This is a genomic window from Pseudomonas sp. CG7 (assembly GCF_023701885.1).
GTDB lineage: Bacteria > Pseudomonadota > Gammaproteobacteria > Pseudomonadales > Pseudomonadaceae > Aquipseudomonas > Aquipseudomonas zanjanensis.
Genome location: NZ_JABAEE010000010.1, coordinates 1 through 26,323, shown reverse-complemented (window position 1 = coordinate 26,323; position 26,323 = coordinate 1). Strand labels below are relative to the sequence as shown.

Annotated in this window: 14 protein-coding genes; 9 read left to right on the top strand and 5 right to left on the bottom strand. The window is 64.7% G+C overall.

Annotated elements, in window-relative coordinates; all coding sequences use genetic code 11:
• The first annotated feature begins 27 nt into the window (after positions 1-27).
• Complete coding sequence (locus HGO40_RS06275) at positions 28-1,041, top strand: GNAT family N-acetyltransferase (RefSeq protein WP_250962331.1); 1,014 nt, start codon at positions 28-30, stop codon at positions 1,039-1,041.
• 110 nt (positions 1,042-1,151) lie between these two features.
• Here the strand turns inward: HGO40_RS06275 and HGO40_RS06270 are convergent, their stop codons facing one another.
• Positions 1,152-1,700 carry an RNA polymerase factor sigma-70 gene (locus HGO40_RS06270; protein ID WP_092327046.1) on the bottom strand — a complete coding sequence of 183 codons (549 nt, stop codon included), beginning with the start codon at positions 1,698-1,700 and terminating at the stop codon, positions 1,152-1,154.
• 281 nt (positions 1,701-1,981) lie between these two features.
• On the opposite strand from HGO40_RS06270, the gene HGO40_RS06265 reads away from it, so the two are divergent.
• Together HGO40_RS06265 and HGO40_RS06260 are read left to right on the top strand one after the other, a co-directional pair.
• Positions 1,982-14,986, top strand: a complete 13,005-nt coding sequence (locus HGO40_RS06265; protein ID WP_250962330.1) for a non-ribosomal peptide synthetase — start codon at positions 1,982-1,984, stop codon at positions 14,984-14,986.
• A 198-nt stretch (positions 14,987-15,184) separates the two neighbouring features.
• Positions 15,185-15,991: an alpha/beta fold hydrolase gene (locus HGO40_RS06260; protein ID WP_250962329.1), complete on the top strand. Its 807-nt coding sequence runs from the start codon at positions 15,185-15,187 to the stop codon at positions 15,989-15,991.
• A gap of 54 nt (positions 15,992-16,045) precedes the next feature.
• On the opposite strand, the gene dsbG is transcribed toward HGO40_RS06260, so the two are convergent.
• From dsbG to dsbD, 3 genes are read right to left on the bottom strand one after another with little or no spacing between them, the layout of a single operon-like run.
• On the bottom strand, positions 16,046-16,813 hold the full coding sequence (dsbG, locus tag HGO40_RS06255; RefSeq protein WP_250962328.1) for a thiol:disulfide interchange protein DsbG: 768 nt from the start codon (positions 16,811-16,813) through the stop codon (positions 16,046-16,048).
• The gene (locus HGO40_RS06250; RefSeq protein WP_250962327.1) at positions 16,789-17,658 is read right to left on the bottom strand and encodes a TlpA family protein disulfide reductase; all 870 of its coding nucleotides are present in this window, start codon (positions 17,656-17,658) and stop codon (positions 16,789-16,791) included. The genes dsbG and HGO40_RS06250 overlap by 25 nt, the downstream gene beginning before the upstream one ends.
• Complete coding sequence (gene dsbD / locus HGO40_RS06245; protein WP_250962326.1) at positions 17,658-19,385, bottom strand: protein-disulfide reductase DsbD; 1,728 nt, start codon at positions 19,383-19,385, stop codon at positions 17,658-17,660. The genes HGO40_RS06250 and dsbD overlap by 1 nt, the downstream gene beginning before the upstream one ends.
• A gap of 176 nt (positions 19,386-19,561) precedes the next feature.
• Here dsbD and HGO40_RS06240 point away from each other — a divergent pair, with 176 nt between their 5' ends.
• The 5 genes from HGO40_RS06240 (at position 19,562) to HGO40_RS06220 (ending at position 24,201) form a co-directional block, all read left to right on the top strand.
• Positions 19,562-20,242 (top strand): response regulator, encoded by a 681-nt coding sequence (locus HGO40_RS06240; protein WP_250962325.1) that lies wholly within the window; start codon positions 19,562-19,564, stop codon positions 20,240-20,242.
• Positions 20,239-21,573: an ATP-binding protein gene (locus HGO40_RS06235; RefSeq protein WP_250962324.1), complete on the top strand. Its 1,335-nt coding sequence runs from the start codon at positions 20,239-20,241 to the stop codon at positions 21,571-21,573. The genes HGO40_RS06240 and HGO40_RS06235 overlap by 4 nt, the downstream gene beginning before the upstream one ends.
• Before the next feature lie 285 nt (positions 21,574-21,858).
• On the top strand, positions 21,859-22,380 hold the full coding sequence (locus tag HGO40_RS06230; protein ID WP_250962323.1) for a GNAT family N-acetyltransferase: 522 nt from the start codon (positions 21,859-21,861) through the stop codon (positions 22,378-22,380).
• 96 nt (positions 22,381-22,476) lie between these two features.
• On the top strand, positions 22,477-23,889 hold the full coding sequence (locus HGO40_RS06225; RefSeq protein WP_250962322.1) for an aspartate aminotransferase family protein: 1,413 nt from the start codon (positions 22,477-22,479) through the stop codon (positions 23,887-23,889).
• 84 nt (positions 23,890-23,973) lie between these two features.
• The gene (locus tag HGO40_RS06220; RefSeq protein ID WP_063322270.1) at positions 23,974-24,201 is read left to right on the top strand and encodes an MbtH family protein; all 228 of its coding nucleotides are present in this window, start codon (positions 23,974-23,976) and stop codon (positions 24,199-24,201) included.
• Between the two features lie 190 nt (positions 24,202-24,391).
• On the opposite strand, the gene HGO40_RS06215 is transcribed toward HGO40_RS06220, so the two are convergent.
• Positions 24,392-25,288, bottom strand: coding sequence for a LysR family transcriptional regulator (locus HGO40_RS06215; protein WP_250962321.1), 897 nt, complete (start codon positions 25,286-25,288; stop codon positions 24,392-24,394).
• Between the two features lie 103 nt (positions 25,289-25,391).
• Between HGO40_RS06215 and HGO40_RS06210 the strand changes: the two genes are divergently transcribed.
• Positions 25,392-26,237, top strand: a complete 846-nt coding sequence (locus tag HGO40_RS06210; protein WP_250962320.1) for a type 1 glutamine amidotransferase domain-containing protein — start codon at positions 25,392-25,394, stop codon at positions 26,235-26,237.
• The last annotated feature ends 86 nt before the right edge of the window (positions 26,238-26,323 follow it).

Here is a 26,323-nt window from a genome sequence, read left to right as displayed (position 1 = left end):
CTACCGACGAATACGCGAGCCGCTCCCATGTCCAACCTCAACCACCCGACGACGCTGCCCTTGCCCGGCGGTCGTCGCCTCGGCGCCGATGAAACCGAACGCCACCTGAGCCTGATGCTCGAAGGCGCGCCGCTGATCCGGCTGCGCCTGGTGCGCGGTCCCGAGTTGCATGTGCATTTACAGGAAATCAACGACCGTCCGATGGGCCCGGCGTTGTGGGCAGCCTGCTATTGGCTGTTTGCCCGCGATCCCGAGTGCCAGCGCCTGACCTGGCACCTCGACGAGCGCCCTGGCGAAGCCTTGCTCAGCGGTTTACTGACGGGCACCGAACGTGCCGGTGAATACCGTTGCGAGCGCACGCTGTTCTGGCAATTGCCGCAGCCTTGGCTGGGGGAGTCGTTCAGCGGCAGTTACCCGCAACAGATGGTCATCACCGATGGTCGTCGCCATCCACGCCGGCCGATCAAGCCGCGCGGTGAGGTGTACCGACGTTTCGATGCGCGGCTGGGGGCCTGGGTGTCCTTGCGCACCCTGGAAATCGAGCAGGACCTGGAACGTTTCAACCGCTGGCAGAACAGCCCGCGGGTGGCGAGTTTCTGGCAGGAGGAGGGCAGCCTGGAACAGCATCGCGAGTACCTGGGCAAGCTGCAGGCCGATCCGCGGGTCTTGACCCTGATCGGTTGCTTCGATGACCAGCCGTTCGCTTACTTCGAAGCCTATTGGGCCAAGGAAGATCGGATCGCGCCGTTCTATGAGGCCGACCACTACGACCGCGGCATCCATATGCTGGTGGGCGAAGAGCAGCACCGCGGGCCGCACAAGGTGGCGAGCTGGCTGTCGGCGCTGGTGCACTACCTGTTCCTGGACGACCCGCGCACCCAGCGCGTGGTCGCCGAGCCCCGGGCCGACAATGCGCGGATGATCGGGCACTTGCATGACCAGTGCTTTCATTGCGAGAAGGAATTCGATTTTCCCCACAAGCGCGCGGCGCTGATGATCCTGGGGCGTGAGCGGTTCTTTGATCGGTGTGGGTTGATGTGAAACCTTATGGCCTCATCGCGAGCAAGCTCGCTCCCACAGTGGATCTTCAGTGATTGCCAGAATTGTGGGAGCGAGCTTGCTCGCGATGAGGCCGGCAAAACCACCGCAAGTTACCGCCGGGCGAACGTATCCCCGCGAACCCCCGACACCTTGCGGCAATGCACCAGCGCGTCGCGGATCATGAAGTTCACCAGGGTCGGCGAGACGCCCAGTTCCTTGGCGATGTCCTTCTGCGGCACGCCGTGCAGGCGGTACATCTCGAAGGCATAGCGGGTGCGGCTGGGCAGTTCGGTCAGCGCGTCGGCGATGTGCTCCAGCGTGGAGAAGTTGATATGGGAGGTTTCTGGCGAAGCACCCTGGATCACCACGTTCAACCCTTCCTCTTCCGGCCCCGAGTATCGCTGTTCCAGCGCCTGCTTGCGGTAGTGGTCGATCGCCAGGTTGCGCACGATCTGAAACAGGTAACTGAGCTGCGCCTTGAACGAGGAGGTGATTTGTGGCGCCGATTGCAGCCGGAAAAAAGCGTCCTGCACCACATCTTCCGCGCGGGACCGGCAGCCGGTAATGCGCGCCGCGATCTTGACCAGGATCAGTCGGTTATCGACGAACGCCTGGAGTAACGGTGAGTCGCACCTGCTTGTGGATACTTGTTCCGTCATGGAATTCACCTTGCTGCAAAAAGTTAGCGGGACGTCCGGATGCCGGACCCGTCCTACACATCGAGCGCCAAATTAGGCTTAATGATAATGATTGTCAATTGAGAAGAAGAATTATTGATGCGATAAAGTCCAGTCTCGGCGCCGCGACCCATTGCCGCGGCGCCTGGCTGTCGGATGCTTCGCGGCAGGCCTTGGTGAGTCAGCTGCCCGACTAATTATTTGCCGCCGCTATCCGTTCCATGGGGGACAACTTGCAAGCCGAATTCAGGCAGGAAACCCCCATGACCGACGCGTTCGAACTCCCCAGCACCCTGGCTCATGCCCTCCAGCGCCGTGCCGCGCTGACGCCGGACCGGGTGGCCCTGCGCTTCCTTGCCGACACCCCTGGGCAGGGTTTGGTGGTGAGTTATCGCGACCTGGACCTGCGCGCCCGGACCATCGCCAGCGCCTTGCAGGCCGACGCGGCGCTGGGCGATCGCGTGGTGCTGCTGTTCCCCAGTGGCCCGGATTACGTCGCAGCGTTCTTTGGCTGTCTCTACGCCGGGGTGATTGCCGTGCCGGCCTATCCGCCGGAATCCACTCGTCGCCACCATCAAGAGCGACTGTTGTCGATCCTCAAGGACGCCGAACCGCGCCTGCTGCTCACCAGCAGCGACCTGCGCGAACCGCTGCAAGCCATCGAATCGGCGCCACCGGTAGTGTGCGTCGATACCCTCGACCCGGCCCGCGCCGGACAATGGCGGATGCCGATGCTGCAGGACGATGACATTGCCTTCCTGCAATACACCTCCGGTTCCACTGCATTGCCCAAGGGCGTGCAGGTCAGCCACGGCAACCTGGTGGCCAACGAATTGCTGATCCGCCATGGCTTCGGCATCGACCTGAACCCCGACGATGTGATCGTCAGTTGGCTGCCGCTGTACCACGACATGGGCCTGATTGGCGGCCTGTTGCAGCCAGTGTTCAGTGGCGTTCCCTGTGTATTGATGTCCCCGGCTTATTTCCTGGCCCGCCACCTGCGTTGGCTCGAAGCGATCAGCGAATACGGCGGCACCATCAGCGGTGGTCCGGATTTCGCCTACCGGTTATGCAGCGAGCGGGTCAGTGATTCAGCCCTGCAGCGTCTCGACCTGAGCGGCTGGCGCGTGGCCTATTCCGGCTCCGAGCCGATTCGCCTCGACACCCTGGAACGATTTGCCGAGAAGTTCGCCCCGTGCGGCTTCACGCCAGATAATTTCATGGCCTCCTACGGCCTGGCCGAAGCGACCTTGTTCGTCGCCGGCACGCCACGCCACCATGGCATTCCTTCGCTGCGGGTGGTTGAGGCGGCACTGGCGCAAAACCGGGTCGAGCCGGGGCAGGGCAGCGCGGTGATGAGTTGTGGTGTCAGTCAGCCCGGGCACGCGGTGCTGGTCGTCGAGCCGGCGACGTTGCAGCCATTGGCCGACAATCAGGTCGGTGAAGTCTGGGCCGCCGGGCCGAGCATCGCCCTGGGCTATTGGCGCAACCCTGAAGCCAGCGCCAAGACCTTTGTCCAGCACGACGGCCGGACCTGGCTGCGCACCGGTGACCTGGGATTCCTGCGCGGCGGTGAACTGTTCATCACCGGGCGCCTGAAAGACTTGCTGATCGTGCGCGGGCACAACCTTTATCCCCAGGACATCGAGCAAACCATCGAGCGTGAAGTGGAGGTGGTGCGCAAGGGCCGGGTGGCGGCGTTCTCGGTCAACGACGGGGGGGAGGAAGGCATCGGCATCGCCGCGGAAATCAGCCGCAGCGTGCAGAAAATCCTGCCGCCGGAAGCCCTGATCAAGCTCATTCGCCAGGCGGTGGCCGAGGCCTGCCAGCAAGCCCCAAGCGTGGTTGTGCTGCTCAATCCCGGCGCGTTGCCCAAGACCTCCAGCGGCAAGTTGCAGCGCTCGGCCTGCCGCACCCGATTGGCCGACGGCAGCTTGGACAGTTATGCCCAGTTCCCCTCAGCCGAAGTAACCCCGTCAACCGAAGTCACCGTGGCGGATGAGTCCGCGCAGTCCTGCGAATTGCACACCCTCATCGGCCAGGTCTGGCGAGAGCAGCTACAGGTCGAGCAAGTCCAGGCTGATGATCATTTTTTCCTGCTGGGTGGCAACTCCATCGCTGCCACCCAGGTGATTGCGCGATTGAGTGAACCCCTCGGACTGGCGCTCTACCTGCGCCTGCTGTTCGAAGCCCCGACCCTGGCCGCGTTCGCGGCAGCGGTGGCGAACCAGCAGCAGGGCGGCGGCCAGGCCCGGGGCGCCATCAGCGCGTTGCCGCGCCACGCGCCACTGCCGCAATCCCTGGCGCAGAACCGTTTATGGATCACCTGGCAGCTCGACCCGACGAGCCGCGCCTACAACATTCCCGGTGGCTTGCACCTGCGCGGCGAGTTGGACGAAGACGCCTTGCGCGCCAGCTTCCAGCGACTGATCGAGCGTCATGAATCCCTGCGCACACGGTTCCTGGAGCGCGATGGCGTGGCCCTGCAACAAGTCGATCCGGCCGGCGAGTTCGAGCTGCATGTCATCGACCTTGGCGACCTGCCTGCCGACTCGCGCGCAGCCCGGGCGCGACAGGTTCGAGAAGACGAGGCGGCCACGCGGTTCGATCTGGAGAAGGGACCGCTGCTGCGGGTCACCCTGCTGCGCCTCGACGAGGATGACCATCAACTGCTGGTGACGCTGCATCACATCATCGCCGATGGCTGGTCGATGAATGTGTTGATCGAAGAGTTCTCCCGCTTGTACGCCGCCGCTTCCCAAGGGCAGGTCGCCGAGCTGGCGCCATTGCCCTTGCAGTACGCCGACTCCGGCAGTTGGCAACGCCAGTGGCTGGCCGAGGGCGAGGCCGAGCGTCAACTGAGCTATTGGAAGCAGCAACTGGGCGCTGAACATTCGGCCCTGATGTTGGGCACCGATCATCCACGCAGCGCTCAACGCCAACGCAGCGCCGCGCGGCACAGTTTGCGCCTGGACAAGGACCTCGGCGAGGCCCTGCGCCAAGTGGCCCAGGCCCATGACGCGACGCCGTTCATGCTGTTGCTGGCCGCCTTCCAGGCGCTGTTGCAGCGTTACACCGAGCAATCCGACTTGCGCATCGGTGTGCCCAACGCCAACCGTCCGCGCCTGGAAACCCAGGGGCTGATCGGCTTCTTCATCAACACCCAGGTCCTGCGTGGGCAGGTCGATTCCCGGCAATCGTTCGCCGCGCTGCTGGCCCAGGCCCGGGAAGCCACGCTGGGTGCCCAGGCTCACCAGGACCTGCCGTTCGAACAACTGCTCGAAGCGTTTCCCGAGGCGCGCGAGCACGGCTTGTTCCAAGTGATGTTCAACCACCAGCAACGTGACCTGAGCGCCTTGCGACGCCTGCCGGGGCTGCTCGCCGAAGAGTTGCCGTGGCACAGCCGCGAAGCCAAGTTCGATCTGCAACTGCACAGCGAAGAAGATCGCAACGGTCGCTTGACCCTGTCGTTCGACTACGCCGACGAATTGTTCGAGGCGACGACCATCGCCCGCCTGGCGGAGCACTACTGCAACCTGTTGCGGGCGGTCTGTGCCGATCCGCAGCAAGCCATTGGCGACGTGCCGCTGTTGACCGCCGATGAGCACCGCCAACAGCAGCAATGGAGCGCGGCCCCGTGCGCGCCGGCCAGTCAATGGCTGCCGGAGCTGCTGAACGAGCAGGCCCGCTGCACGCCGCAACGGATCGCGTTGCGCTGGGACGGCGGTCAACTCGATTATGCCGAGCTGCACGCCCAGGCCAATCGCTTGGCCCATTACCTGCGGGACAAGGGCGTTGGCCCGGATGTCTGCGTGGCGATTGCCGCCGAGCGTTCGCCGCAGTTGCTCATCGGTGTGTTGGCCATCATCAAGGCCGGCGGCGCCTATGTGCCGCTGGATGCGGACTACCCGGCCGACCGCCTGGCCTACATGCTCCACGACAGTGGCGTCGATCTGCTGCTGACTCAAACCGCGCTGCTCGAACGTTTGCCGGCGTGCGACGGCGTCAGTGTCATCGCCATGGACGCCCTGCACTTGGAGCAATGGCCAAGCAATCCGCCGGGCCTGCACCTGCACGGCGATCACCTGGCCTACGTGATCTACACCTCCGGTTCCACCGGCCAGCCCAAAGGCGTCGGCAACACCCACGCGGCCCTGGCCGAGCGCCTGCAATGGATGCAAGCGAACTACGGGCTGGACGCCAGCGATGTGCTGATGCAAAAGGCCCCCATCAGTTTCGACGTGTCGGTCTGGGAATGCTTCTGGCCGCTGATCACTGGCAGCCAACTGGTGCTGGCCGGCCCCGGCGAACACCGTGACCCGCACCGCATCGCCCAGTTGGTGCAGCAGTTTGGCGTCACCACGCTGCACTTCGTGCCGCCGTTGCTCAGCCTGTTCATCGATGAACCCCTGAGTGGCCAATGCGCTAGCCTGCGCCGGCTGTTTTCCGGTGGCGAAGCCTTGTCGGCCGAGTTGCGCAACCGGGTGTTGGCGCAACTGCCGTCGGTGCAGTTGCACAACCGCTACGGCCCGACCGAAACCGCGATCAACGTCACCCATTGGCAGTGCACCGAAGCCGATGGCGAGCGCTCGCCCATCGGCCGTCCCTTGGGCAACGTCCTGTGCCGGGTGCTCGACAGCAACCTCAATCCGGTGCCGGCCGGTGTCCCGGGCGAGCTGTGCATCGGCGGCCTGGGCCTGGCCCGGGGTTACCTCGGACGTCCGGGCCTGAGCGCCGAGCGTTTCGTCGCCGACCCCTTGGGCCCGGCCGGGGCGCGGTTGTACCGGACTGGCGACCGCGCCCGTTGGAGCGCCGACGGTGTGATCGAATACCTCGGCCGCCTCGACCAGCAGGTCAAGCTGCGCGGCTTCCGGGTCGAGCCGCAGGAAATCGAAGCGTGCCTGCTGGCCCAGGACGGCGTCGCCCAAGTGGCGGTGCTGGTGCGCGACACCTCGGCCGGCCCGCAACTGATCGGCTATTACACCGCGCCGGATGTCGCTCAAGGTCAGGACGAGTTGAATAGTCGACTCAAGGCCGCCCTGGCCGCCGAGCTGCCGGACTACATGGTGCCGGCCCAACTGCTGCGCCTGGACACCATGCCCTTGAGCCCGAGCGGCAAGCTCGACCGTCGCGCCTTGCCCGAACCGCACTGGCAGGTGCGCGAGCACGTCGAGCCGGTCAGCGCCCTCGAACAGCAAATCGCCGGCATCTGGCGCGATGTGCTGGGACTGGCGCGTATCGGCCTGCGGGACGATTTCTTTGCCCTCGGCGGCCATTCGCTGCTGGCGACCCAGATCATTTCCCGCACTCGCCAGGCCTGTGACGTGGAACTGCCGTTGCGGGCGCTGTTCGAGGCCAGTGAATTGGGAGCCTTCGCCGAACAGGTGCGCTTGATCCAGGCCAGCGGCCAGACCAACCGCCAGCCAGCCATCGAGCAGGTCGACCGCAGTCAACCGGTGCCGCTGTCGTATTCCCAGCAGCGCATGTGGTTCCTCTGGCAAATGGAGCCGGACAGCCCGGCCTACAACGTCGGCGGCATGGCGCGCGTGCGCGGGGTACTGGATGTCGGGCGCTTCGAGGCGGCCTTGCAGGCATTGATCCTGCGTCACGAAACCCTGCGCACCACGTTCCCGAGCGTCGACGGCGTGGCCCGCCAACAGGTGCACAACGAGACGGGCCTGCGCATGGACTGGAAGGACTTCTCGACACTGGCCGCCGACACGCGCCAGCAGCGGGTGCAGCAACTGGCGGACAGCGAGGCCCACCAGCCATTCGACCTGGAAACCGGGCCGCTGCTACGGGCCTGCCTGGTCAAGACCGCCGAGCATGAACATTACTTTGTCCTGACGCTGCACCACATCGTCACCGAAGGCTGGGCGATGGACATTTTCGCCCGGGAACTGAGCGCGTTGTACGAAGCCTTTGTCGACGACCGCGAGTCGCCGCTCGAGCCCTTGCCGGTGCAATACCTGGACTACAGCGTCTGGCAGCGCCAGTGGCTGGAGTCCGGCGAGCGTCAGCGGCAGCTGGATTACTGGACCGCGCAACTGGGCCGCGAACACCCGCTGCTGGAACTGCCCGGCGACCGCCCGCGTCCGTCCGTGCAGAGTCATCGCGGCGAATTGTTCCGTTTCGATCTGAGCGATGAACTGGCGGCGCGGGTCCGCGCCTTCAATGCGCAACAGGGCCTGACCCTGTTCATGACCATGACCGCCGCCCTGGCGGTGCTGCTTTACCGCTACAGCGGGCAGACCGACCTGCGCATCGGCGCGCCGGTGGCCAACCGTATCCGTCCGGAAAGCGAAGGGCTGATCGGTGCGTTCCTCAATACCCAAGTGCTGCGTTGCCAACTCGACGGGCAAATGTCGGTGGGCGAGTTGTTCGAACAGGTCCGCCATACCGTCATCGAAGGCCAGTCCCATCAGGACTTGCCGTTCGATCATCTGGTGGAAGCCCTGCAACCACCGCGCAGTGCGGCCTACAACCCGCTGTTCCAAGTGATGTGCAACGTGCAGCGCTGGGAGTTCCAACAGAGCCGCACGCTGGCCGGCATGAGCGTCGAATACCTGGTCAACGCCGCCCGGGCCACCAAGTTCGACCTCAACCTGGAAGTCACGGAGCTGGACCAGCGCCTGGGTTGCTGCCTGACCTACAGCACCGACCTGTTCGACGAGCCGCGCATCGCGCGCATGGCCGGGCACTGGCGTAACCTGCTGGAAGCGTTGCTGGTCGATCCGGCCCGCCGGTTGAGCGAGCTGCCGTTGCTGGAGGCTGGCGAGCAGCAACAATTGCTCGACAGCCTGGGCGTCGAGCCCGGTGAGCATCGCCTCGACCAATGCATCCACGGACTGTTCGACGAACAGGCCCGGGCGCGTCCCGATGCGCCGGCCCTGACCTTCGCCGGGCAGACCCTGACGTATGCGCAACTGGACAGCCGCGCCAATCGCCTGGCCTGGCACTTGCGCGAGCGAGGCGTCGGACCACAGGTGCGGGTCGGCCTGGCCCTGGAGCGTTCGCTGGAAATGGTCGTCGGCCTGCTGGCGATCCTCAAGGCCGGCGGTGCCTACGTGCCGCTGGATCCGGAATACCCGCTGGATCGCCTGCACTACATGGTCGAAGACAGCGGCATCAGCCTGTTGCTCAGCGATCGGGCTATGCTCCAGGCCCTGGGTGCTTTGCCCGAGGGCGTGGGCTGCTGGTGCCTGGAAGACGACTCGGCGGCCTTGGCCCACTACCCGGACCACCCGCTGCCGTTGATCAACCTGCCGCAACACCAGGCGTACCTGATCTACACCTCCGGCTCCACCGGCAAGCCCAAGGGCGTGGTGGTGTCCCACGGTGAAATCGCCATGCATTGCCAGGCGGTGATCCAGCGCTTTGGCATGCGCCCGGACGATTGCGAGCTGCATTTCTATTCCATCAACTTCGACGCCGCCACCGAACGCCTGTTGGTGCCGTTGCTCAGTGGTGCCCAAGTAGTGCTGCGTGCCCAAGGCCAGTGGGACGCCGAGGAGATCTGCGAGCTGATTCGCCAGCATCGCATCAACATTCTCGGCTTCACCCCCAGCTATGGCAGTCAGTTGGCGCAGTGGTTGGCGACCCAAGGGCAGACCTTGCCGGTGCGCATGTGCATCACCGGCGGCGAAGCCCTGACCGGCGAGCATTTGCAGCGCATTCGCGCAGCGTTCAGCCCGAGCCTGTTCTTCAACGCCTACGGTCCGACCGAAACCGTGGTCATGCCGCTGGCGAGCCTGGCCCCCGAGCAATTGGAGGAGGGCGCGGCCAGTGTGCCGATTGGCAGCGTGATCGGTGCCCGGGTGGCCTACATCCTCGACGCTGACCTGGCGTTGGTGCCGCCAGGTGCCACGGGTGAGTTGTACGTCGGCGGTGCTGGCCTGGCCCAGGGTTATCACCAGCGTCCGGGCATGACCGCCGAGCGTTTCGTCGCCGCCCCGTTCGCCTCCGAAGGCGGCCGCTTGTATCGCACCGGCGACCTGGTGCGCCAGCGTGCCGACGGTCTGGTGGAGTATTTGGGACGGATCGACCATCAGGTGAAAATCCGTGGTTTCCGCATCGAGCTGGGGGAAATCGAAACCCGCCTGCTGGAACATGAGACGGTGCGCGAGGCCGTGGTCCTGGCTCTCGACCTGCCGGGCGGCAAGCAACTGGCCGGCTACCTGGTGAGCGACATCGCCAGCCAGGACGGCGAGCAACAAGCGACCCTGCGCGACGCCTTGAAGAACCATCTCAAGGCCCAACTGCCGGACTACATGGTGCCCACGCACCTGATCCTGCTGGCGAGCATGCCGCTGACCGCCAACGGCAAGCTCGACCGCCGCGCCTTGCCGCTGCCCGATCCTGAGCTCAATCGCCAACACTACGTGGCGCCGAGCAATGCCCTGGAGCAGACCCTGGCGGCGATCTGGTGCGACGTGCTGAACGTGACGCAGGTGGGCCTCAACGATAACTTCTTCGAACTGGGCGGCGATTCGATCCTGTCGATCCAGGTGGTCAGCCGCGCCCGGCAGCAGGGCATTCATTTCACGCCCCGGGACTTGTTCCAGCACCAGACCGTACAGACCCTGGCCGCCGTTGCCACACGCAGCCAGCAGGTGCACGCCGAACAGGGCCTGGTGCAGGGTGAGTCCGGGTTGACGCCGATCCAGCATTGGTTCTTCGACCGCCCGATGCCCAACCGGCATCACTGGAACCAGGCGTTGCTGCTGGAACCGACCACGGCCCTGGACCCGCAACCGCTGGAACAGGCCCTGCACGCGATCTTCCAGCACCACGATGCCTTGCGCCTGGTCTTCGGCGAAACCGCCGGGCACTGGCGCGCCGAGCACCAGCCGCTGTCTGACGCCGTGCTGTTGCAGCAGGTATCCGTGGACACCGCGCAAGCGTGCGAAGCGTTGTTTGCCCAGGCGCAGAGCCGTTTCAATCTAGCCACCGGGCCGTTGCTGCATGCCGTGTTGGCGCAAACGCCGGATGGCCGGCAACGGTTGCTGATCGTCATCCATCACCTGGTGGTGGACGGTGTGTCGTGGCGGGTGCTGATGGACGACCTGCAAACCGTCTACCGCCAGCTCGTCGCCGGGCAAGAGGCGCAACTGCCGGCCAAGACCAGCCCGTTGCGTGACTGGACTGCGCGTTTGCAGGCTTACGCCGGTAGCGAATCCCTGCGCGAAGAACTCGGTTGGTGGCAAGCGCAGTTGAGCGGTGCGCACGTCGCGCTGCCGTGCACGAACCCCGAGGGGGGAGGCCAGGAGCGTCACGGGCAAACCGTCAGCGTGCGCCTGGACGCCGAGCGCACCCGGCAGCTGCTGCAACAGGCGCCGAGCGCCTACCGCACCCAGGTCAATGACCTGCTGCTCACGGCGCTGGCTCGAGTGTTGTGCCGATGGAGCGGCCATGATTCGGCCCTGGTCCAGCTCGAAGGCCACGGCCGCGAAGCGCTGTTCGACGACCTCGACCTGACCCGCACCGTGGGTTGGCTCACCAGCGTCTACCCCGTGCGCCTGACTCCCGCGAGCGAAAGCGTCAGCGGCTCGATCAAGGCTATCAAGGAGCAGCTGCGCGCGGTGCCCCACAAGGGCCTCGGTTATGGTGTGCTGCGCTACCTGGCGGACGCGGCGACTCGCGAGGCGATGGCCGGCCTGTCGCACGCGGCGATCACCTTCAACTACCTGGGCCAGCTCGACCAGACCTTGGGCCAGGAGGCGCTGTTCCAGCCGCTGGATGCGCCGCTGGGAGCGATCCATGATCCCGCCGCGCCGCTGCCCAATGAGCTGAGCGTCGACAGCCAGGTCAGCGGCGGCGAGCTGGTGTTGCGTTGGACCTTCAGTGCCGAACGTCATGAGCCCGAGACCATTGCCACGCTGGCCGAGGCCTACCTCGATGAGTTGCAACGCCTGATCGAACACTGCCTGACGGACGAGGCGGGCGGCCTGACGCCTTCGGACTTCCCCCTGGCGAAGCTGACCCAGGGCCAGCTCGACAGCCTGCCTGTGCCGGCCGCGCAGATCGAAGACGTCTACCCGTTGACGCCGATGCAGGAAGGCATGCTGCTGCATACCCTGCTGGAGCCGGGCACTGGCCTGTACTACATGCAGGATCGCTACCGCATCAACAGCGAACTGGACCCGCAGCGTTTCGCCCAGGCCTGGCAGGCGGTCATCGCTCGCCACGAAGCCTTGCGCGCCTCGTTCTGCTGGAACGTTGGCGAAGACATGCTGCAAATCATCCACAAGCCCGGCCGCACGCCAGTGGACTATCTCGACTGGACCGAGGTGGCCGAAGACGCCCAGGAAGCCAAGCTCCAGGCCCTGCTCAAGGATGAGCGCGAGGCCGGTTTCGATCTGTTGAACCAGGCCCCGTTCCACTTGCGGCTGATCCGGGTCGGCGCGGCACGCTACTGGTTCATGATGAGCAATCACCACATCCTCATCGATGCCTGGTGCCGTTCGCTGCTAATGGACGACTTCTTCGAGGTCTACACCGCCCTGGGTGAACAACGCGAACCGCAGTTGGCCGTGCCGCCGCGCTATCGCGACTACATCGGCTGGCTGCAGCACCAGAGCCTGGACGAAGCCCGGCAGTGGTGGAAGGACAACCTGCAAGGTTTCGAGCGGACCACGCCGATCCCTGGCGACCGGCCGTTCCTGCGCGAGCACGCCGGTGACAGTGGCGGCATGATCGTCGGCGACTGCTACACCCGCCTCGACGTTCGGGACGGTGCGCGGCTGCGGGAGCTGGCCCAGGCCCATCAACTGACGGTCAACACCTTCGCCCAGGCGGCATGGGCCCTGGTACTGCGCCGGGTCAGCGGCGACCGCGACGTGTTGTTCGGGGTCACCGTGGCCGGGCGCCCGGTGGAGCTGCCGCAGATGCAACGCACCGTGGGACTGTTCATCAACAGCATCGCCTTGCGCGTGCAGATGCCCGAGGTTCATCAGCGCAGCAGCGTGCGCCAGTGGCTCAGCGATCTGCTGGACCGCAACATGCAACTGCGCGAGTACGAATACTTGCCGTTGGTGAGCATCCAGGAAGTCAGCGAACTGCCCAAGGGCCAGCCATTGTTCGACAGCTTGTTCGTGTTCGAGAACGCGCCGGTGGAGGTTTCGGTGCTGGACCGCGCCCAAAGCCTCAACGCCACTTCAGCCTCGGGGCGTACGCACACCAACTACCCGCTGACGGCGGTCTGCTACCCGGGAGACGACCTGGGGCTGCACCTTTCGTACGACCAGCGCTACTTCGATGAAAGCACCGTCCAAGGCCTGCTGGGCGAGTTCAAGCGGCTGCTGCTGGCGCTGATGGAGGGCTTGCACGGCGATATGAGCGAGCTGCCGCTGATCGGTGCCGAAGAACAGGCTTTCCTGATCGAAGGCTGCAACCAGAGCGAGCATGCTTATCCGCTGGAGCAGAGCTACGTCGAGATGTTCGAGGCGCGGGTCGCGGCCCATCCGCAACGCCCGGCGGTCAGTTGCCCGGACGCGACCTACAGCTACGCCGAGTTGAATGCCCGCAGCAACCGCCTCGGTCACGCCCTGATTGCGGCCGGTGTCGGCCTGGATCAACCGGTGGCGCTGCTGGCCGAACGAGATGCCGAGTTGCTGGGCATGATCATCGGCAGCTTCAAGGCCGGTGCCGGTTACCTGCCGCTGGATCCCGGCCTGCCAAGCCAGCGCCTGAGCCGCATCATCGAATTGAGCCGCACGCCGTTGCTGGTCTGCACCCAGGCCTGCCAGGCCCAGGCACAGGCCTTGTTGGATGAGTTCGCCTGCTCCGGGCGGCCGAAGCTGCTGGTGTGGGAAAGCGTCCAGGCCGGCGACTTTTCCCCGCAAAACCCTGGCGTCTACAGCGGGCCGGACAACCTCGCCTACGTGATCTACACCTCCGGCTCCACCGGCCTGCCCAAAGGCGTGATGGTGGAGCAACGGGGCATGCTCAACAACCAACTGAGCAAAGTGCCGTACCTGGCGCTGAGCGAGGCGGATGTGATCGCCCAGACGGCTTCCCAGAGCTTCGATATTTCGGTCTGGCAGTTCCTTGCCGCGCCGTTGTTCGGCGCCCGGGTCGACGTAGTGCCCAACGCCATCGCCCACGATCCGCAAGGGCTGCTAGGGCATGTGCAACAGCAGGGCATTACCGTGCTGGAAAGCGTGCCGTCGCTGATCCAGGGCATGCTCGCCCAGGAACGCATCAGTCTGGACGGCCTGCGCTGGATGCTGCCCACCGGCGAAGCGATGCCGCCGGAACTGGCTCACCAGTGGTTGTTGCGCTACCCGGACATCGGCCTTGTCAACGCCTACGGCCCGGCGGAATGCTCCGACGACGTAGCGTTCTTCCGCGTCGATCAGGCGTCGACCCGCGGCACTTACTTGCCGATTGGCACGCCCACCGACAACAACCGTTTGTATTTGCTCGACGGCGCGCTGGACCTGGTGCCGCTGGGCGCGGTGGGCGAGTTGTGCGTGGCGGGCACCGGGGTCGGGCGTGGTTATGTCAGCGATCCGTTGCGCACTGCCCCGGTGTTCGTGCCGAACCCGTTCGGGTCGCCGGGGGAACGGCTGTACCGCACCGGCGACTTGGCGCGGCGGCGCAGCGACGGGGTCTTGGAATACGTCGGGCGCATCGACCATCAGGTGAAGATCCGCGGCTACCGCATCGAGCTGGGGGAAATCGAGGCTCGGTTGCATGAACAGCCGGAAGTGCGCGATGGCGCGGTGGGCGTGCAGGAGGGGGCCAATGGCAAACATCTGGTGGGCTACCTCGTGGCCACCGACTCGGCGCTGAAACCCGCCGAACGCCTGGAGCGTATCAAGCAGCGCCTGCGGACCGAACTGCCGGAATACATGGTGCCGCTGCACTGGCTGTGGCTCGACCGCCTGCCCCTCAACGCCAACGGCAAACTGGACCGCAAGGCCCTGCCGGCCCTGGAGATCGGCCAGTTGCACAGCCAGGACTACCAGGCCCCCAGCAATGAGCTGGAACAGACCCTGGCCGACATCTGGGCCCAGGTGCTGAAAGTCGAGCGGGTAGGGGTGAAGGACAACTTCTTCGAGCTGGGCGGACATTCTTTGCTGGCGCCGCAAATCGCCTCACGGGTGCAAAAGGCCCTGCAACGCAACGTGCCGCTGCGGGCGATGTTCGAGTGCAGTACGGTGCAGGAACTGGCCGAGTACATCGACGGGCTGGCGGCCAGTGAGATGACCGAGGAGAAGGTGGATCGGTTGAATGACCTGATGGCGGAGTTGGAAGGCATGTAGTTTTGCGCTGTCTTTGATGTCCTCATCGCGAGCAAGCTCGCTCCCACATGGGATTTGCGTCGATCACAAAACCCTGTGGGAGCGAGCTTGCTCGCGATGGCGGTGGCACAAACAGCAAAAAACCCAAGGTTGACGCCTCGCGCCTGGCGGCTCAGTCTCCCCAGGGCTTTTTTCCAGACTCAAACAAGGAGGTCACCGATGCCCTTTGCAATGATCGACGGACAACCGCTCCATTATCTGGACCAGGGCCAAGGCCCGGTGGTGCTGCTGGGCAGCAGCTATCTGTGGGATCACAGCATGTGGGCGCCGCAGATCGAGGTGTTGTCCCGGCATTACCGGGTCATCGCATTGGACTTGTGGGGCCACGGCCAGTCCGGACGCTTGCCAGAAGGCATGTCTTCCCTGGACGACCTGGCCCGCCAGACGCTGGCATTGATGGATAACCTAAATATTGACTGCTTCAACCTGGTCGGGCTTTCAGTGGGCGGGATGTGGGGCGCGCGGCTGGCACTGGCGGCGCCCGGGCGCGTGCAGTCGCTGGTATTGATGGACACCTACGTCGGTGTCGAGCCTGAGCCGACCCGGCTTTACTACTTCTCGCTGTTCGACAAGATCGAAGCCAGCGGCAGTATCCCCGAGCCGTTGCTGGACATCGGCGTGCCGATCTTCTTCCGGCCGGGTATCGATCCGCAGTCAGCGCTCTACCAGCGGTTCCGCGCCACCTTGGCCGCGTTGCCGACCGAGCGCCTGCGCGACAGCATCGTGCCGCTGGGGCGGATCATTTTTGGCCGGGACGACATCCTGCCGCGCCTGCATGAACTGGACGCCAAGCGCACGCTGGTGATGTGCGGCGACCAGGACAAGCCGCGTCCACCGTCCGAGGCGTTGGAAATGGCCGAGCTGATCGGGTGTTCCCATGTGCTGATTCCCGAGGCTGGACATATTTCCAACCTGGAGAATCCGGAATTCGTGAGCGAGGCGTTGCTGGAGTTTTTGCGTAGCTGACCCGCCGTCATCGCGAGCAGGCTCGCTCCCACAAGGATCTGCGCTGAGTGCCGGTCACTTCGGCCCGAGAATCTTCACCAGCTTGTCCGGCGACGGCGCGCCTTGCTGCTGTTGCAGGTCGCCTTTTTCATCCAGGTAGAAAATCGCCGGGGTGGAAGACAGTTCCAGTTCGTCCATCAACTGCTGGTTGGCGTCCAGTTTGGCCTGGATGGCGGCTGGGATGTCCTTGAGCGGTTTGAGCGGACTGCCCTTGCCGGCCTTTTCATGCTCGGCCAGGGGTTTTTCCGGGTCCTTGGCGGCCAGCAAGGCAGCGGATTTACCCGGGCTGGCTTCGCGAATGATGCCCACCATGATGTGGCGCAACTGCACCTTGCCAGCCTTGACCCAAGGCCGGGCCTGTTCCCAGAACATGTTGCAGTACGGGCAGTTCGGATCGCTGAACAGATACACCGTGCGCGGTGCGTCCTTGTTGCCGTCGGCGATCCAGTTGCTGGCTTCCATTTTTGCCCAGATTTCCTTGGCCATCGGGGCGTAGACCAGTTTTTGCAGCGGTTCGGCGCTCAAGTCCTTGCCGTCGGCGTCGTACAGGTTGCCCAGCAGAACGTGTTTGCCGTCCGGCGTCAGGTACAGCGCCATCCCGCGGTTCTGGTATTGCGCCGCGTAGCCGCGCAGGCCGTCCGGTGCTTCGAAGGTGCCGACGATCTTCGCGCCCTTGGCTTCGATCTTCTTGATGGCCGCTGGCAAGTCTTCGGCGTGAAGCAGCGGTGCCTGCAGCAACGCGCCGGCGAAAGCCAGGGTCAGCAGGTGGCGGAGGCGGGGCATGGCAGTTTCCTTGTAGGGAGTGGGTTCGCCGAGGTCGGATCCGGCGTTTCGAAGTTTTCCAGGGCGCGGGCCAGGCTCGCTTCCGACAGTTCACCCAAGTGACTGCCGAGCAGGCGGCCGTCGGCGCCGTAGAACAGCGTCGTCGGCAAGGCCATTGACCCGACAGCCTGGGCGAGACGGCCACTGCCATCGAACAGCACATTGTGCAGGCTCAGGCCCTGGGTGGCGAGGTAGGTACTGACGCTGTGCATGCCTTCGGCCTGGTTGACGAACAGGAATGTCAGGTCCGGGCGTTCCTGTTGGGCGGCTTCCAGCACCGGCATCTCGCGCCGGCAGGGCGGGCACCAGGTGGCCCAGAGATTGACCACCAGAGGCCCACCCTGATAGTCGGTGAGTTTGACCGTCTGGCCGTCGGCGTTGCGTAGCTCGAGCTCCGGCAGCCGCGTGCCCTGGTCATAGATGGTCAACGACATCGTCGCCACCAGCCAGAACAGCAGGCCGCTGCCGACACCAAAGCCCAATGGCCGACGCAGGGCTGGTCGGCGCCGCGCCCAAAGCAGCGCCGCGGCCAGCAGCACCAGGATCCCCGGCCATGCAAGGAAACCGCCATCGCGCAGATCGATGATTTGCCACAGGTCGTCCCGATAGTGGCTCCAGTAGGCCACGACAAAACCTGTCCGCGCGGCGAGCAGCCCGAGGAGAAACAGCGCGAATAGCACCGATTCGGGGTTCTCGCCACCGCGCTTGGCCACTCGCCAGCCGATGAAAGTCGCCAATGCCAACGCGCTGATCAACAGGAGGTGATGGATAGCGATGGCAAAGGTGCCCAGGGTAAAAGTCAGCATCAGCCTGCGTCCCGGGTCAGGTTCCAACGTTCCAGGAAACCTTTGGCATCGATCTCGCCCGTGATGCGCTGGCCGCGGCGTTCCTCTCCGTCGGCTCCGATCCACAGCAGGCTTGGCGGGCCCGGCACCTGATAGCGCTGGAGCAGCGCTCGGCTGGCGGCGTTGTCGGCAGTGACATCAAGGCGCAGCAGGCGTACGTCTTTAAGCGCGGTCATGACTTCGGCGCGGCCAAACACCTGTTTCTCGATGATTTTGCACGACACGCACCAATCGGCGTAGTAGTCCAGCAGTACCCATTGGCCTTGGGCCTTGGCGCTGTCCAGTTCCCGTTGCAGGGCGGCGGGCTCGCTGACGGTGATGAAGGCGTCGTGGGCGTCGGCAGTCGCATTGCCCCGGGCACCGCTGTAGACCTCCAGCGGCTTGCCCAGGTCGGCGCTGCCTCCCGCCGCCCCGACCACCAGCAGGCTGCCCCACAACCCGAACAGCAGCGATACGCTGCCCCACAGATAGGGCGCGCGCCCGAACCCTTGGGTCTGGCGCCAGGCGCAATAGGCGGCTATCACCAGCAGCGCGCCCCAGAGTCCGATCCACAGTGAGCCATCGATGACCGGACGGATCATGAGCAACGCGGTACCCAGGAACAAGAAGCCGAACACGCCCTTGAGCAGGTTCATCCAGGCACCGGGCTTGGGCAGGAAACGGTTGCCGACGGTCACCAGCAACAGCAGTGGCAGGCCCATGCCGACGCCCATGGTGAACAGGATCAGGCCACCGTGCAGCGCATTGCCGCTCTGGGCGATATACAACAGCGCGCCGGCCAGTGGCGCGGTCATGCAAGGCCCCACCAACAGGCCGGACAGCGCCCCGAGAACGCCAGCGCCCACCAGGCTGCCACCGCGGCGCTGACGGCCGGCGTTTTCCAAGCGGTCACGCAGGGCGGCCGGGAGTTGCAGTTCGAAGAAGCCAAACATCGGCAGGGCCAATACAACGAAGATTGCCGCGAAGGTACCCAGCAACCACGGCTGCTGCAGCAAGGCCTGCAGATTCGCCCCCAGCAGCGCGGCGAGCACGCCCATGGCGGCGTACACCAGCGCCATGCTGAGCACGTAGCTGCCGGCCAATGCCAGGCCGCGCCGAGGGCCGGCGCCGCTGCCCACCACCCATCCCGCCAGGATCGGCAGCATCGGCAGCGAGCAAGGCGTAAACGCCAACAACAGCCCAAGGCCAAAAAACACCAGCAGGCTCCAGCCCAACGCGCGCTGTTGCAAGCCGCTGGCCAGCGCCTGATCCTGCGCCTCGCCAGTGTTTGCCAGCGACGGGCTGCCGCCCAGGTCTACCAGTTGCGTCTGGGGCGGATAGCACAGGCCGGCGTCGGCGCAGCCCTGGAAACCGACCTTGATCTTGCCCGTGGCACCGGCGGGTATCTTCAGTTCCAGCGCCTGGCGATAGACTTGCTGGTCGCCGAAAAACTCGTCGCTGTGAGCCTCGCCCTCCGGCAGTTTCGGTTTCTGGGCCTCGCTGAGCCCATCGAACTTGAGGCGCTGCTGATACAGGTAGTAGCCGTCGGCGATCTGCCAGAACAGCTGTGTTTCACCGGAGTCCAGACGTTCGGAAGTCAACGCGAACGCCTTTTCCACCGGCAGGAAATCGGGTTTGGTTTCGAAGGGATTGGCGGCCTGGGCCAAGCCCGAGATCAGGAACAGCCACAACAAAAACAATCGACGCATGGATAAAAGCCTTAGAACGGAACAAGTGACGAGGACAATGGCGGCTGGCGATTAACCGTCGATTAACCCGGCGGCGACCGGCAGGCAGCAATGATCGCCCATGTTGGCCGGACTCGTCGCATAATGTCGGCTTAATCGGCCGGCGGCCTAATGTACCTTTTTCCACGGGGCTTACCATGCATGTACTGGTGTGCGAAGACGATGAGTTGATTGCCAGCGGGATCGTTGCCGGCCTCACGGCGCAGGGCCTGACGGTCGAGCACGTCGCCACCGCATCGGCGGCGCGGGCGATGGTCGGCGTGGCGGAGTTCGATGTCATGGTGCTTGACCTGGGATTGCCCGATGAAGATGGTCTCAAGCTGCTCAAGCAATTGCGCCAGCAGGGGCTGGAGACGCCGGTGCTGATCCTCACCGCCCGCGACTCGGTGACCGACCGGGTCGACGGCTTGCAGGCCGGCGCCGCCGACTATCTGCTCAAGCCCTTCGACCTGCGCGAACTTGCGGCGCGCCTGCACACGTTGCTGCGGCGCGTGGCGGGGCGCAGCGTCAACCTGATCGAGCACGGTCGCCTGACCTACGACCCCAGCAGTCGGGAAACCACCCTCGACGGCCAGCCGGTGGATCTGTCCCGGCGCGAGCAGTCGCTGTTGCAGGCACTGCTGCACAGTCGTGGCCGGGTGCTGTCCAGCGAGCAACTCAAGGACAGCGTCTACGGGTTCAACGACGAACTGGAAAGCAACGCCCTCAACGTCCATATCCATCACCTGCGGCGTAAATTGGGTAACGGTATTGTCGAGACCGTGCGCGGCCTGGGTTATCGCCTGGGGCCGGCCGAAGGCGGAGAGTCGTCCAAGTGATGAGCCTGCGACTGCGCCTGAGCCTGACCCTCGGCGCGGCCTTCGCCCTGATCTGGGCCCTGGCCGCGGCGTGGATGCTCAGCGACCTGCGCAACCAGATGATGTTTTCCCTCGACCAGCGCCTGGTGGCTTCGGCGCGGATGGTGGCCGGGTTGCTGGAGCAACTGCCGCCCTTGCCGACGAAGGGTGACGGCACGCATATCAGCGCCGAGCAACTGAGCATTCCCGGCGGCATGGCCTGTCAGGTCAGCTCCTTGCGCGGCGAGATCCTGGCCCGCAGCCACGGCACCCCGGAACAGGTCCTAGAAGCCGAGAAGATGGGCTTCCACGACCAGATGATCGATGGTACGCCGTGGCGCAGCTTCACCCTGGCCCAGGGCGACTTGCGCATCACCACCGCCGACCGCCAGATCGAACGCGAAGCCCTGAACATGTCGGTATTACTGGCCGCCTCGGTGCCGGTGGGGGTGGCGCTGCTCGGTTGCCTGTGCCTGTTGTGGCTGGGCATCGGCCAGGGCCTGGCACCGCTCAATCGCATGCGCGATGCGCTGATGCGGCGCAATGCCGATTCCCTGGAGCCCTTGCAGATCCATCCGCTGCCCAGCGAGTTGCAGCCGTTGCTGGAAACCCAGAACCAATTGTTCCAGCGCATCGGCAAGGCCATCGAGCGCGAGCGACGACTGACCGGCGACGCCGCTCACGAACTGCGCAGCCCATTGACCGCCATCAAGACGCACCTGCAAGTGGCGCGCATGACCGAAGGGGTTGCCCGCGACCAGTCCCTGGCCCGGGCCGAAGAGGGCGCCGACCGCTTGCACCGCACCCTTGAACAGTTGTTGTTGCTGGCGCGGGTCGAAGGCAGCCTGTCATTCGACGATGGCGTGCACTGCAACGCCGAGCAGGTCGCGCGGTTGGCGATCCAGGACTCTGCCGGCAGTGAGTCCCGGCGCATCAAGCTACACCTGGCCCCAGGGCTGTCCGACGCACCCGTGCAGATGCCGGCGGTGCTCTCTATCGCCGCCCTGCGCAATCTGCTGGATAACGCCCTGCGCCATACCCCGGACGATACCGATGTGGAACTGAGCCTGGAAATGATCGGCCAGCGCGTGCGCTTCCAAGTCCGCGACCATGGCCCCGGCATCGCCGCCGACGACATCCAGCACTTGACCCAGCGCTTCTGGCGCAACGGCCAGAGCACCGGCTGCGGATTGGGGTTGGCGATCGTCCAGGCCATCGTCCAGCGTTGCGGCTGTGGCCTGCATTTCGACAGCCGCCCGGATGGGTTGCGGGTCGAATTGACGATGCCGGTGCAGGCAACCGTTGTTAAGTAGGTGATTTGCGTGGCGAGGGAGCTTGCTCCCGCTGGACCGCGAAGCGGGCCTGGATCCACCGCCGCGGACCGCCAGACCCACCGCACTCTCTGACTTTGGGGCTGCTGCGCAGCCCAGCGGGAGCAAGCTCCCTCGCCACAGTGTTTCAGGCTGAGCCCCAAGCGTATTGGGAATACCTCGGCGTGGTTGTTGTACATCTGCTGTAACGACCTGGCATTGGCGCACTGGCGTTATCCAGGTCTATGTTTTTTTCAGCTCGACTCAAGGACTGAGGAAAACCGCGCCATGGACACCTTCATTGAAATCTGCACGGCCACGCCCAGCGATGCCGGCATCATCAGCCGGATCGCCGAGCGCTCCATCCGGGTCGGGTGTGCCGCCGAACACCGCAACGATCCCACTGTCGTGGCCGCCTGGGTGCGCCACAACACCCTCGCGCATATTCGCCCCTGGCTGATCGACCCACGGTTGCGCCTGACCCTGGCACGTTTGCAGGGTCGCCCGGCGGGTGTCGCCATGGCCACGGCCAGTGGCCGGATCGCCTTCTGCTACGTGCAACCAGAATCCTTCCGCCGGGGTGTCGGCCAGGCGCTGGTGGGAGACATCGAGACCTGGCTGCGCGGGCGCGGGGTGGCCCGGGTGCGCCTCAATAGCACCCGTTCCAGCCAGGCCTTCTATCGACACCTGGGCTTCGAGCAAAGCGCCGAGGCCTTTGCCCTTGGCGGGGTCAAGGCCATCGCGATGCACAAGCCACTGATCGCGCCGACGGCGAAAGTGTTGTCCGAGAGTAAATCCCCCCGTGGCTGATGCGTTTCCACAACAGGAAACCTGCATGTGCGCCCCGACCGGATGCGCACCTGCCCGGTGTGCCGTTTGGGTCACTACCTATTGCGGGGTCGAGAGATGTCAGTCGCCAACAGCCTTATCGAAGCACAGCCGGCGCGGGTCAGCCCCGTGCCGGCCGAGACGCTCTACCAGTTCAATGAATCGCCACTGCTGGCTCGCCAGCGTCGGCAGGAGTCCAATGCCCGCAGCTATCCACGGCGGATTCCCCTGGCCCTCAAGCGCGCCAAGGGGTTGTACGTCGAGGACGTCGAAGGCCGCACCTTCATCGATTGCCTGGCCGGGGCCGGCACGCTGGCGCTGGGGCATAACCACCCGGTGGTGATCGAAGCGATCCAGCAGGTGTTGGCCGATGAGTTGCCGTTGCACACCCTGGACCTGACCACGCCGGTCAAGGACCGGTTCGTCCAGGATCTGTTCGGCCTGTTGCCGGCGCCGCTGGCTGCCGAGGCGAAGATCCAATTCTGCGGCCCCACCGGGACCGACGCGGTGGAAGCTGCCCTCAAACTGGTGCGCACCGCCACCGGACGCAGCACCGTGCTGTCGTTCCAGGGCGGTTACCACGGCATGAGCCAGGGCGCATTGAGCCTGATGGGCAGCCTGGGACCGAAGAAGCCCTTGGGCGCCTTGCTCAGCAATGGCGTGCAGTTCATGCCGTATCCCTATGATTACCGCTGCCCGTTCGGGCTGGGCGGTGCCGAGGGCGTCAAGGCCAATCTGCATTACCTGGAAAACCTGCTGCACGACCCGGAGGCCGGCGTACAATTGCCGGCGGCGGTCATCGTCGAGGTGGTGCAGGGCGAGGGCGGGGTCATTCCCGCCGACCTGGACTGGCTGCGCGGCTTGCGGCGGATCACCGAGCAGGCTGGGGTGGCGTTGATTGTCGACGAAATCCAGAGCGGCTTCGGCCGTACCGGCAAAATGTTTGCCTTCGAACATGCCGGGATCATCCCCGACGTGGTCGTGCTGTCCAAGGCCATCGGCGGCAGCCTGCCGCTGGCGGTGGTGGTTTACCGCGATTGGCTCGACACCTGGCTGCCCGGCGCTCACGCCGGCACCTTTCGCGGCAACCAGATGGCCATGGCCGCCGGTTCCGCAGTGATGCGCTACCTGCAAGAGCACGACCTGCCGGCCCATGCCGCGGCCATGGGCGAACGCTTGAGCGAGCACCTGCACATCCTCCAGCGGGACTTCCCGCAACTGGGCGATATCCGCGGTCGCGGGCTGATGCTTGGCGTTGAACTGGTTGATCCGGCGGGTAAGCGGGACGCCCTGGGCCATCCGCCGGTACACGCACAGCTGGCGCCACGCCTGCAACGCGAATGCCTCAAGCGCGGGCTGATCCTGGAACTGGGCGGTCGGCAGGGTAGCGTGGTGCGGTTCCTGCCACCGTTGATCATCACCCGGGCGGAAATCGACCGGGTCGCCGAAATTTTCGGGCGAGCCCTGCAGGCGGCGATCACCGATCGTTAATTTTCACCCGACCCTATACGTTCCTTTCATATCCTGGCTGCGCATGTGATGCAGCGAACCTCGAGCATAGATGGAGAGACACCCATGACTTCAGTATTCGACCGCGAGGACATCGTCTTTCAGGTCGTGGTCAACCACGAAGAACAGTATTCGATCTGGCCAGACTACAAGGCCGTGCCCGAGGGCTGGCGCACCGTTGGCAAGAGCGGGTTCAAGAAGGAATGCCTGGCCTACATCGAAGAAGTCTGGACCGACATGCGCCCGCTGAGCCTGCGCAAGAAGATGGAAGAGCAGGCGGCTGCGGCCCACTGAATCCAGAACCTGTAGCAGCAAGGAAGCTTTCCACAGGAGGGCTGCGGGGGGAATGCAAATCCTGCAGTCACACCAGACCCCCTGTGGGAGCGAGCTTGCTCGCGATGGCGGCGGATCAGCAATATCGATGCTCCTGACACTCCGCCATCGCGAGCAAGCTCGCTCCCACAGGGTCCGGTCGGTGTTATAGCTATTGCCCAATCAGAAAATCAATCAACGCCCGTGCCGCCGCCGGCAATTGCCGATGGGGCGGATAGATGATTGAAAACGGTCGGCTGCGCCCGCCAACGTCTTCCAGCAACACCACCAGTTCCCCGCGCTCGATTCGCTCCCGGACGATGAATTCATAGGTCTGGCAGATTCCCATCCCGGCCTGGGCCAGGGACACGATGCCCAATACATCGTCGGACACCTGGACATTGCCCGCCGGCAGCCATTCCCGATCTTGCTGGTTTTCGCGATATAGCCAAGGTGCGATGCGTCCGCTGCTGGGCATCACGAAGGGCAGGCAGGCGTGGGCCGCCAGTTCATCGCCGTGCCGGGGTGTTCCGGCGCGTGCCAGGTAGTGCGGCGCGGCCACCAGGCAAAGGCGGGCGTCTTCGAGCTTGCGGCCGACCAGCCCGCTGTCCGGCAATGGCCCGAGGCGGATCGCCAGGTCATACCCCTCAGCCTCCAGATCGACATTACGGTTGGTAATGCTCAGCTCGACCCGAACCTGTGGAAAAGCCTGGACGAAACGCGACAGCAGCGACGGCAGGCGGTAATGGCCGTAGGTGGTCGGCACGCTCAGGCGCACGCGACCGCTCAGGACGCCGTCCTGGCCTTGGATTCGCCGCTCCGCATCGTCAATCAGGGCAAAGGCCGAGCGCGATTGTTCCAGGTACAACGTACCGGCATCGGTCAGGTTCAGCCGCCGGGTCGTACGACGCAACAGTTGCACGCCGAGCCGGGCTTCGAGGCGGGAGATGGCGCGGCTCAGGACCGAAGGCGTGGTTCCCAGCGCCACGGCGCCAGCGCTGAGAGTGCCTTTTTCCACGACCGTGACGAAGGCTTCCACGTCGGCCAGATGATCGAATCGACGGGGCATTGTTGCCTCCAGAGGCCAGGTGATGTTCCGGGCAGCCAGTTTATCGCCGCTAAGCGCATCAATACAGTGAGCGCATCTTTTATCGAAGCGTCCTGGAGTCATCATGAAAAAACTCACTACCTTGGCAACGTCTGTCGTTCTGGCAGGCATCAGCGTCGCGGCCCATGCCGATAACGTGCTGGTGGTCCTGTCGGACGCCGATCATCTGGACCTGAAAAATGGCCAGGTCTTCTCCACCGGGTTCTACCTCAACGAATTGCTGCAACCGGTGAAACTCTTGCTGGAGGCGGGTCACCAGGTGACGTTCGCAACGCCCGAGGGCAAGGCGCCGACGCTGGACCGTTCCTCGGTGGACAAGATGTATTTCAACAATGACTCGGCGGAGCTGGAGCGTTACCAGGCGTTGTTGGGGCAGTTGAAGATCACGTCGGCCAAGGACTCACCGGTGATCAGCCTGGCCCGTGTCGAGCAGATCGGCCTGGACCGGTTCGATGCCCTGTACATCCCGGGCGGACATGCGCCGATGCAGGATTTGCTCACGAGCGCGCCGCTGGGGCGGGTGCTGACGCATTTTCATGGCAAGGGCAAGACCACCGCGCTGGTCTGCCATGGCCCGATCGCGTTGCTGTCGACCATGACCGATGCCCAGGGCTTCGTTGGCCAGTTGGCGGCCAAAGGCCAGGCCTCGGCCAAGGCCGGCTGGATCTATGCCGGGTACAAGATGACGGTGATCAGCAATCAGGAGGAAGAATTGGCCAAGGGGCTGCTAGGTGGCGGGAGCATGAAATTCTACCCGCAGATTGCGTTGGCGCAGGCGGGCGGCCAATACAGCAGCAACACATCCCCCTGGACGTCCCATGTGGTCATGGATCGTGAGTTGATCACCGGCCAGAACCCGGCGTCGGCGCTGGAAGTGGGGAAGGTGTTGGGCGAGCGGTTGAAACACTGATCCAGGAACACCACGGATTCCCCTGTGGGCGATTCCCTTGTGGGAGCGAGCTTGCTCGCGATTGCGGCTCGTCAGCAGCATTGGTG

Bases quoted from the DNA above. Each gene is read 5' to 3' on its own strand.
- HGO40_RS06275 (WP_250962331.1), top strand. From the start codon at position 28: ATGTCCAACCTCAACCACCCGACGACGCTGCCCTTGCCCGGCGGTCGT.
- HGO40_RS06270 (WP_092327046.1), bottom strand. From the start codon at position 1,700: ATGACGGAACAAGTATCCACAAGCAGGTGCGACTCACCGTTACTCCAG.
- HGO40_RS06265 (WP_250962330.1), top strand. From the start codon at position 1,982: ATGACCGACGCGTTCGAACTCCCCAGCACCCTGGCTCATGCCCTCCAG.
- HGO40_RS06260 (WP_250962329.1), top strand. From the start codon at position 15,185: ATGCCCTTTGCAATGATCGACGGACAACCGCTCCATTATCTGGACCAG.
- dsbG (WP_250962328.1), bottom strand. From the start codon at position 16,813: ATGCCCCGCCTCCGCCACCTGCTGACCCTGGCTTTCGCCGGCGCGTTG.
- HGO40_RS06250 (WP_250962327.1), bottom strand. From the start codon at position 17,658: ATGCTGACTTTTACCCTGGGCACCTTTGCCATCGCTATCCATCACCTC.
- dsbD (WP_250962326.1), bottom strand. From the start codon at position 19,385: ATGCGTCGATTGTTTTTGTTGTGGCTGTTCCTGATCTCGGGCTTGGCC.
- HGO40_RS06240 (WP_250962325.1), top strand. From the start codon at position 19,562: ATGCATGTACTGGTGTGCGAAGACGATGAGTTGATTGCCAGCGGGATC.
- HGO40_RS06230 (WP_250962323.1), top strand. From the start codon at position 21,859: ATGGACACCTTCATTGAAATCTGCACGGCCACGCCCAGCGATGCCGGC.
- HGO40_RS06225 (WP_250962322.1), top strand. From the start codon at position 22,477: ATGTCAGTCGCCAACAGCCTTATCGAAGCACAGCCGGCGCGGGTCAGC.
- HGO40_RS06220 (WP_063322270.1), top strand. From the start codon at position 23,974: ATGACTTCAGTATTCGACCGCGAGGACATCGTCTTTCAGGTCGTGGTC.
- HGO40_RS06215 (WP_250962321.1), bottom strand. From the start codon at position 25,288: ATGCCCCGTCGATTCGATCATCTGGCCGACGTGGAAGCCTTCGTCACG.
- HGO40_RS06210 (WP_250962320.1), top strand. From the start codon at position 25,392: ATGAAAAAACTCACTACCTTGGCAACGTCTGTCGTTCTGGCAGGCATC.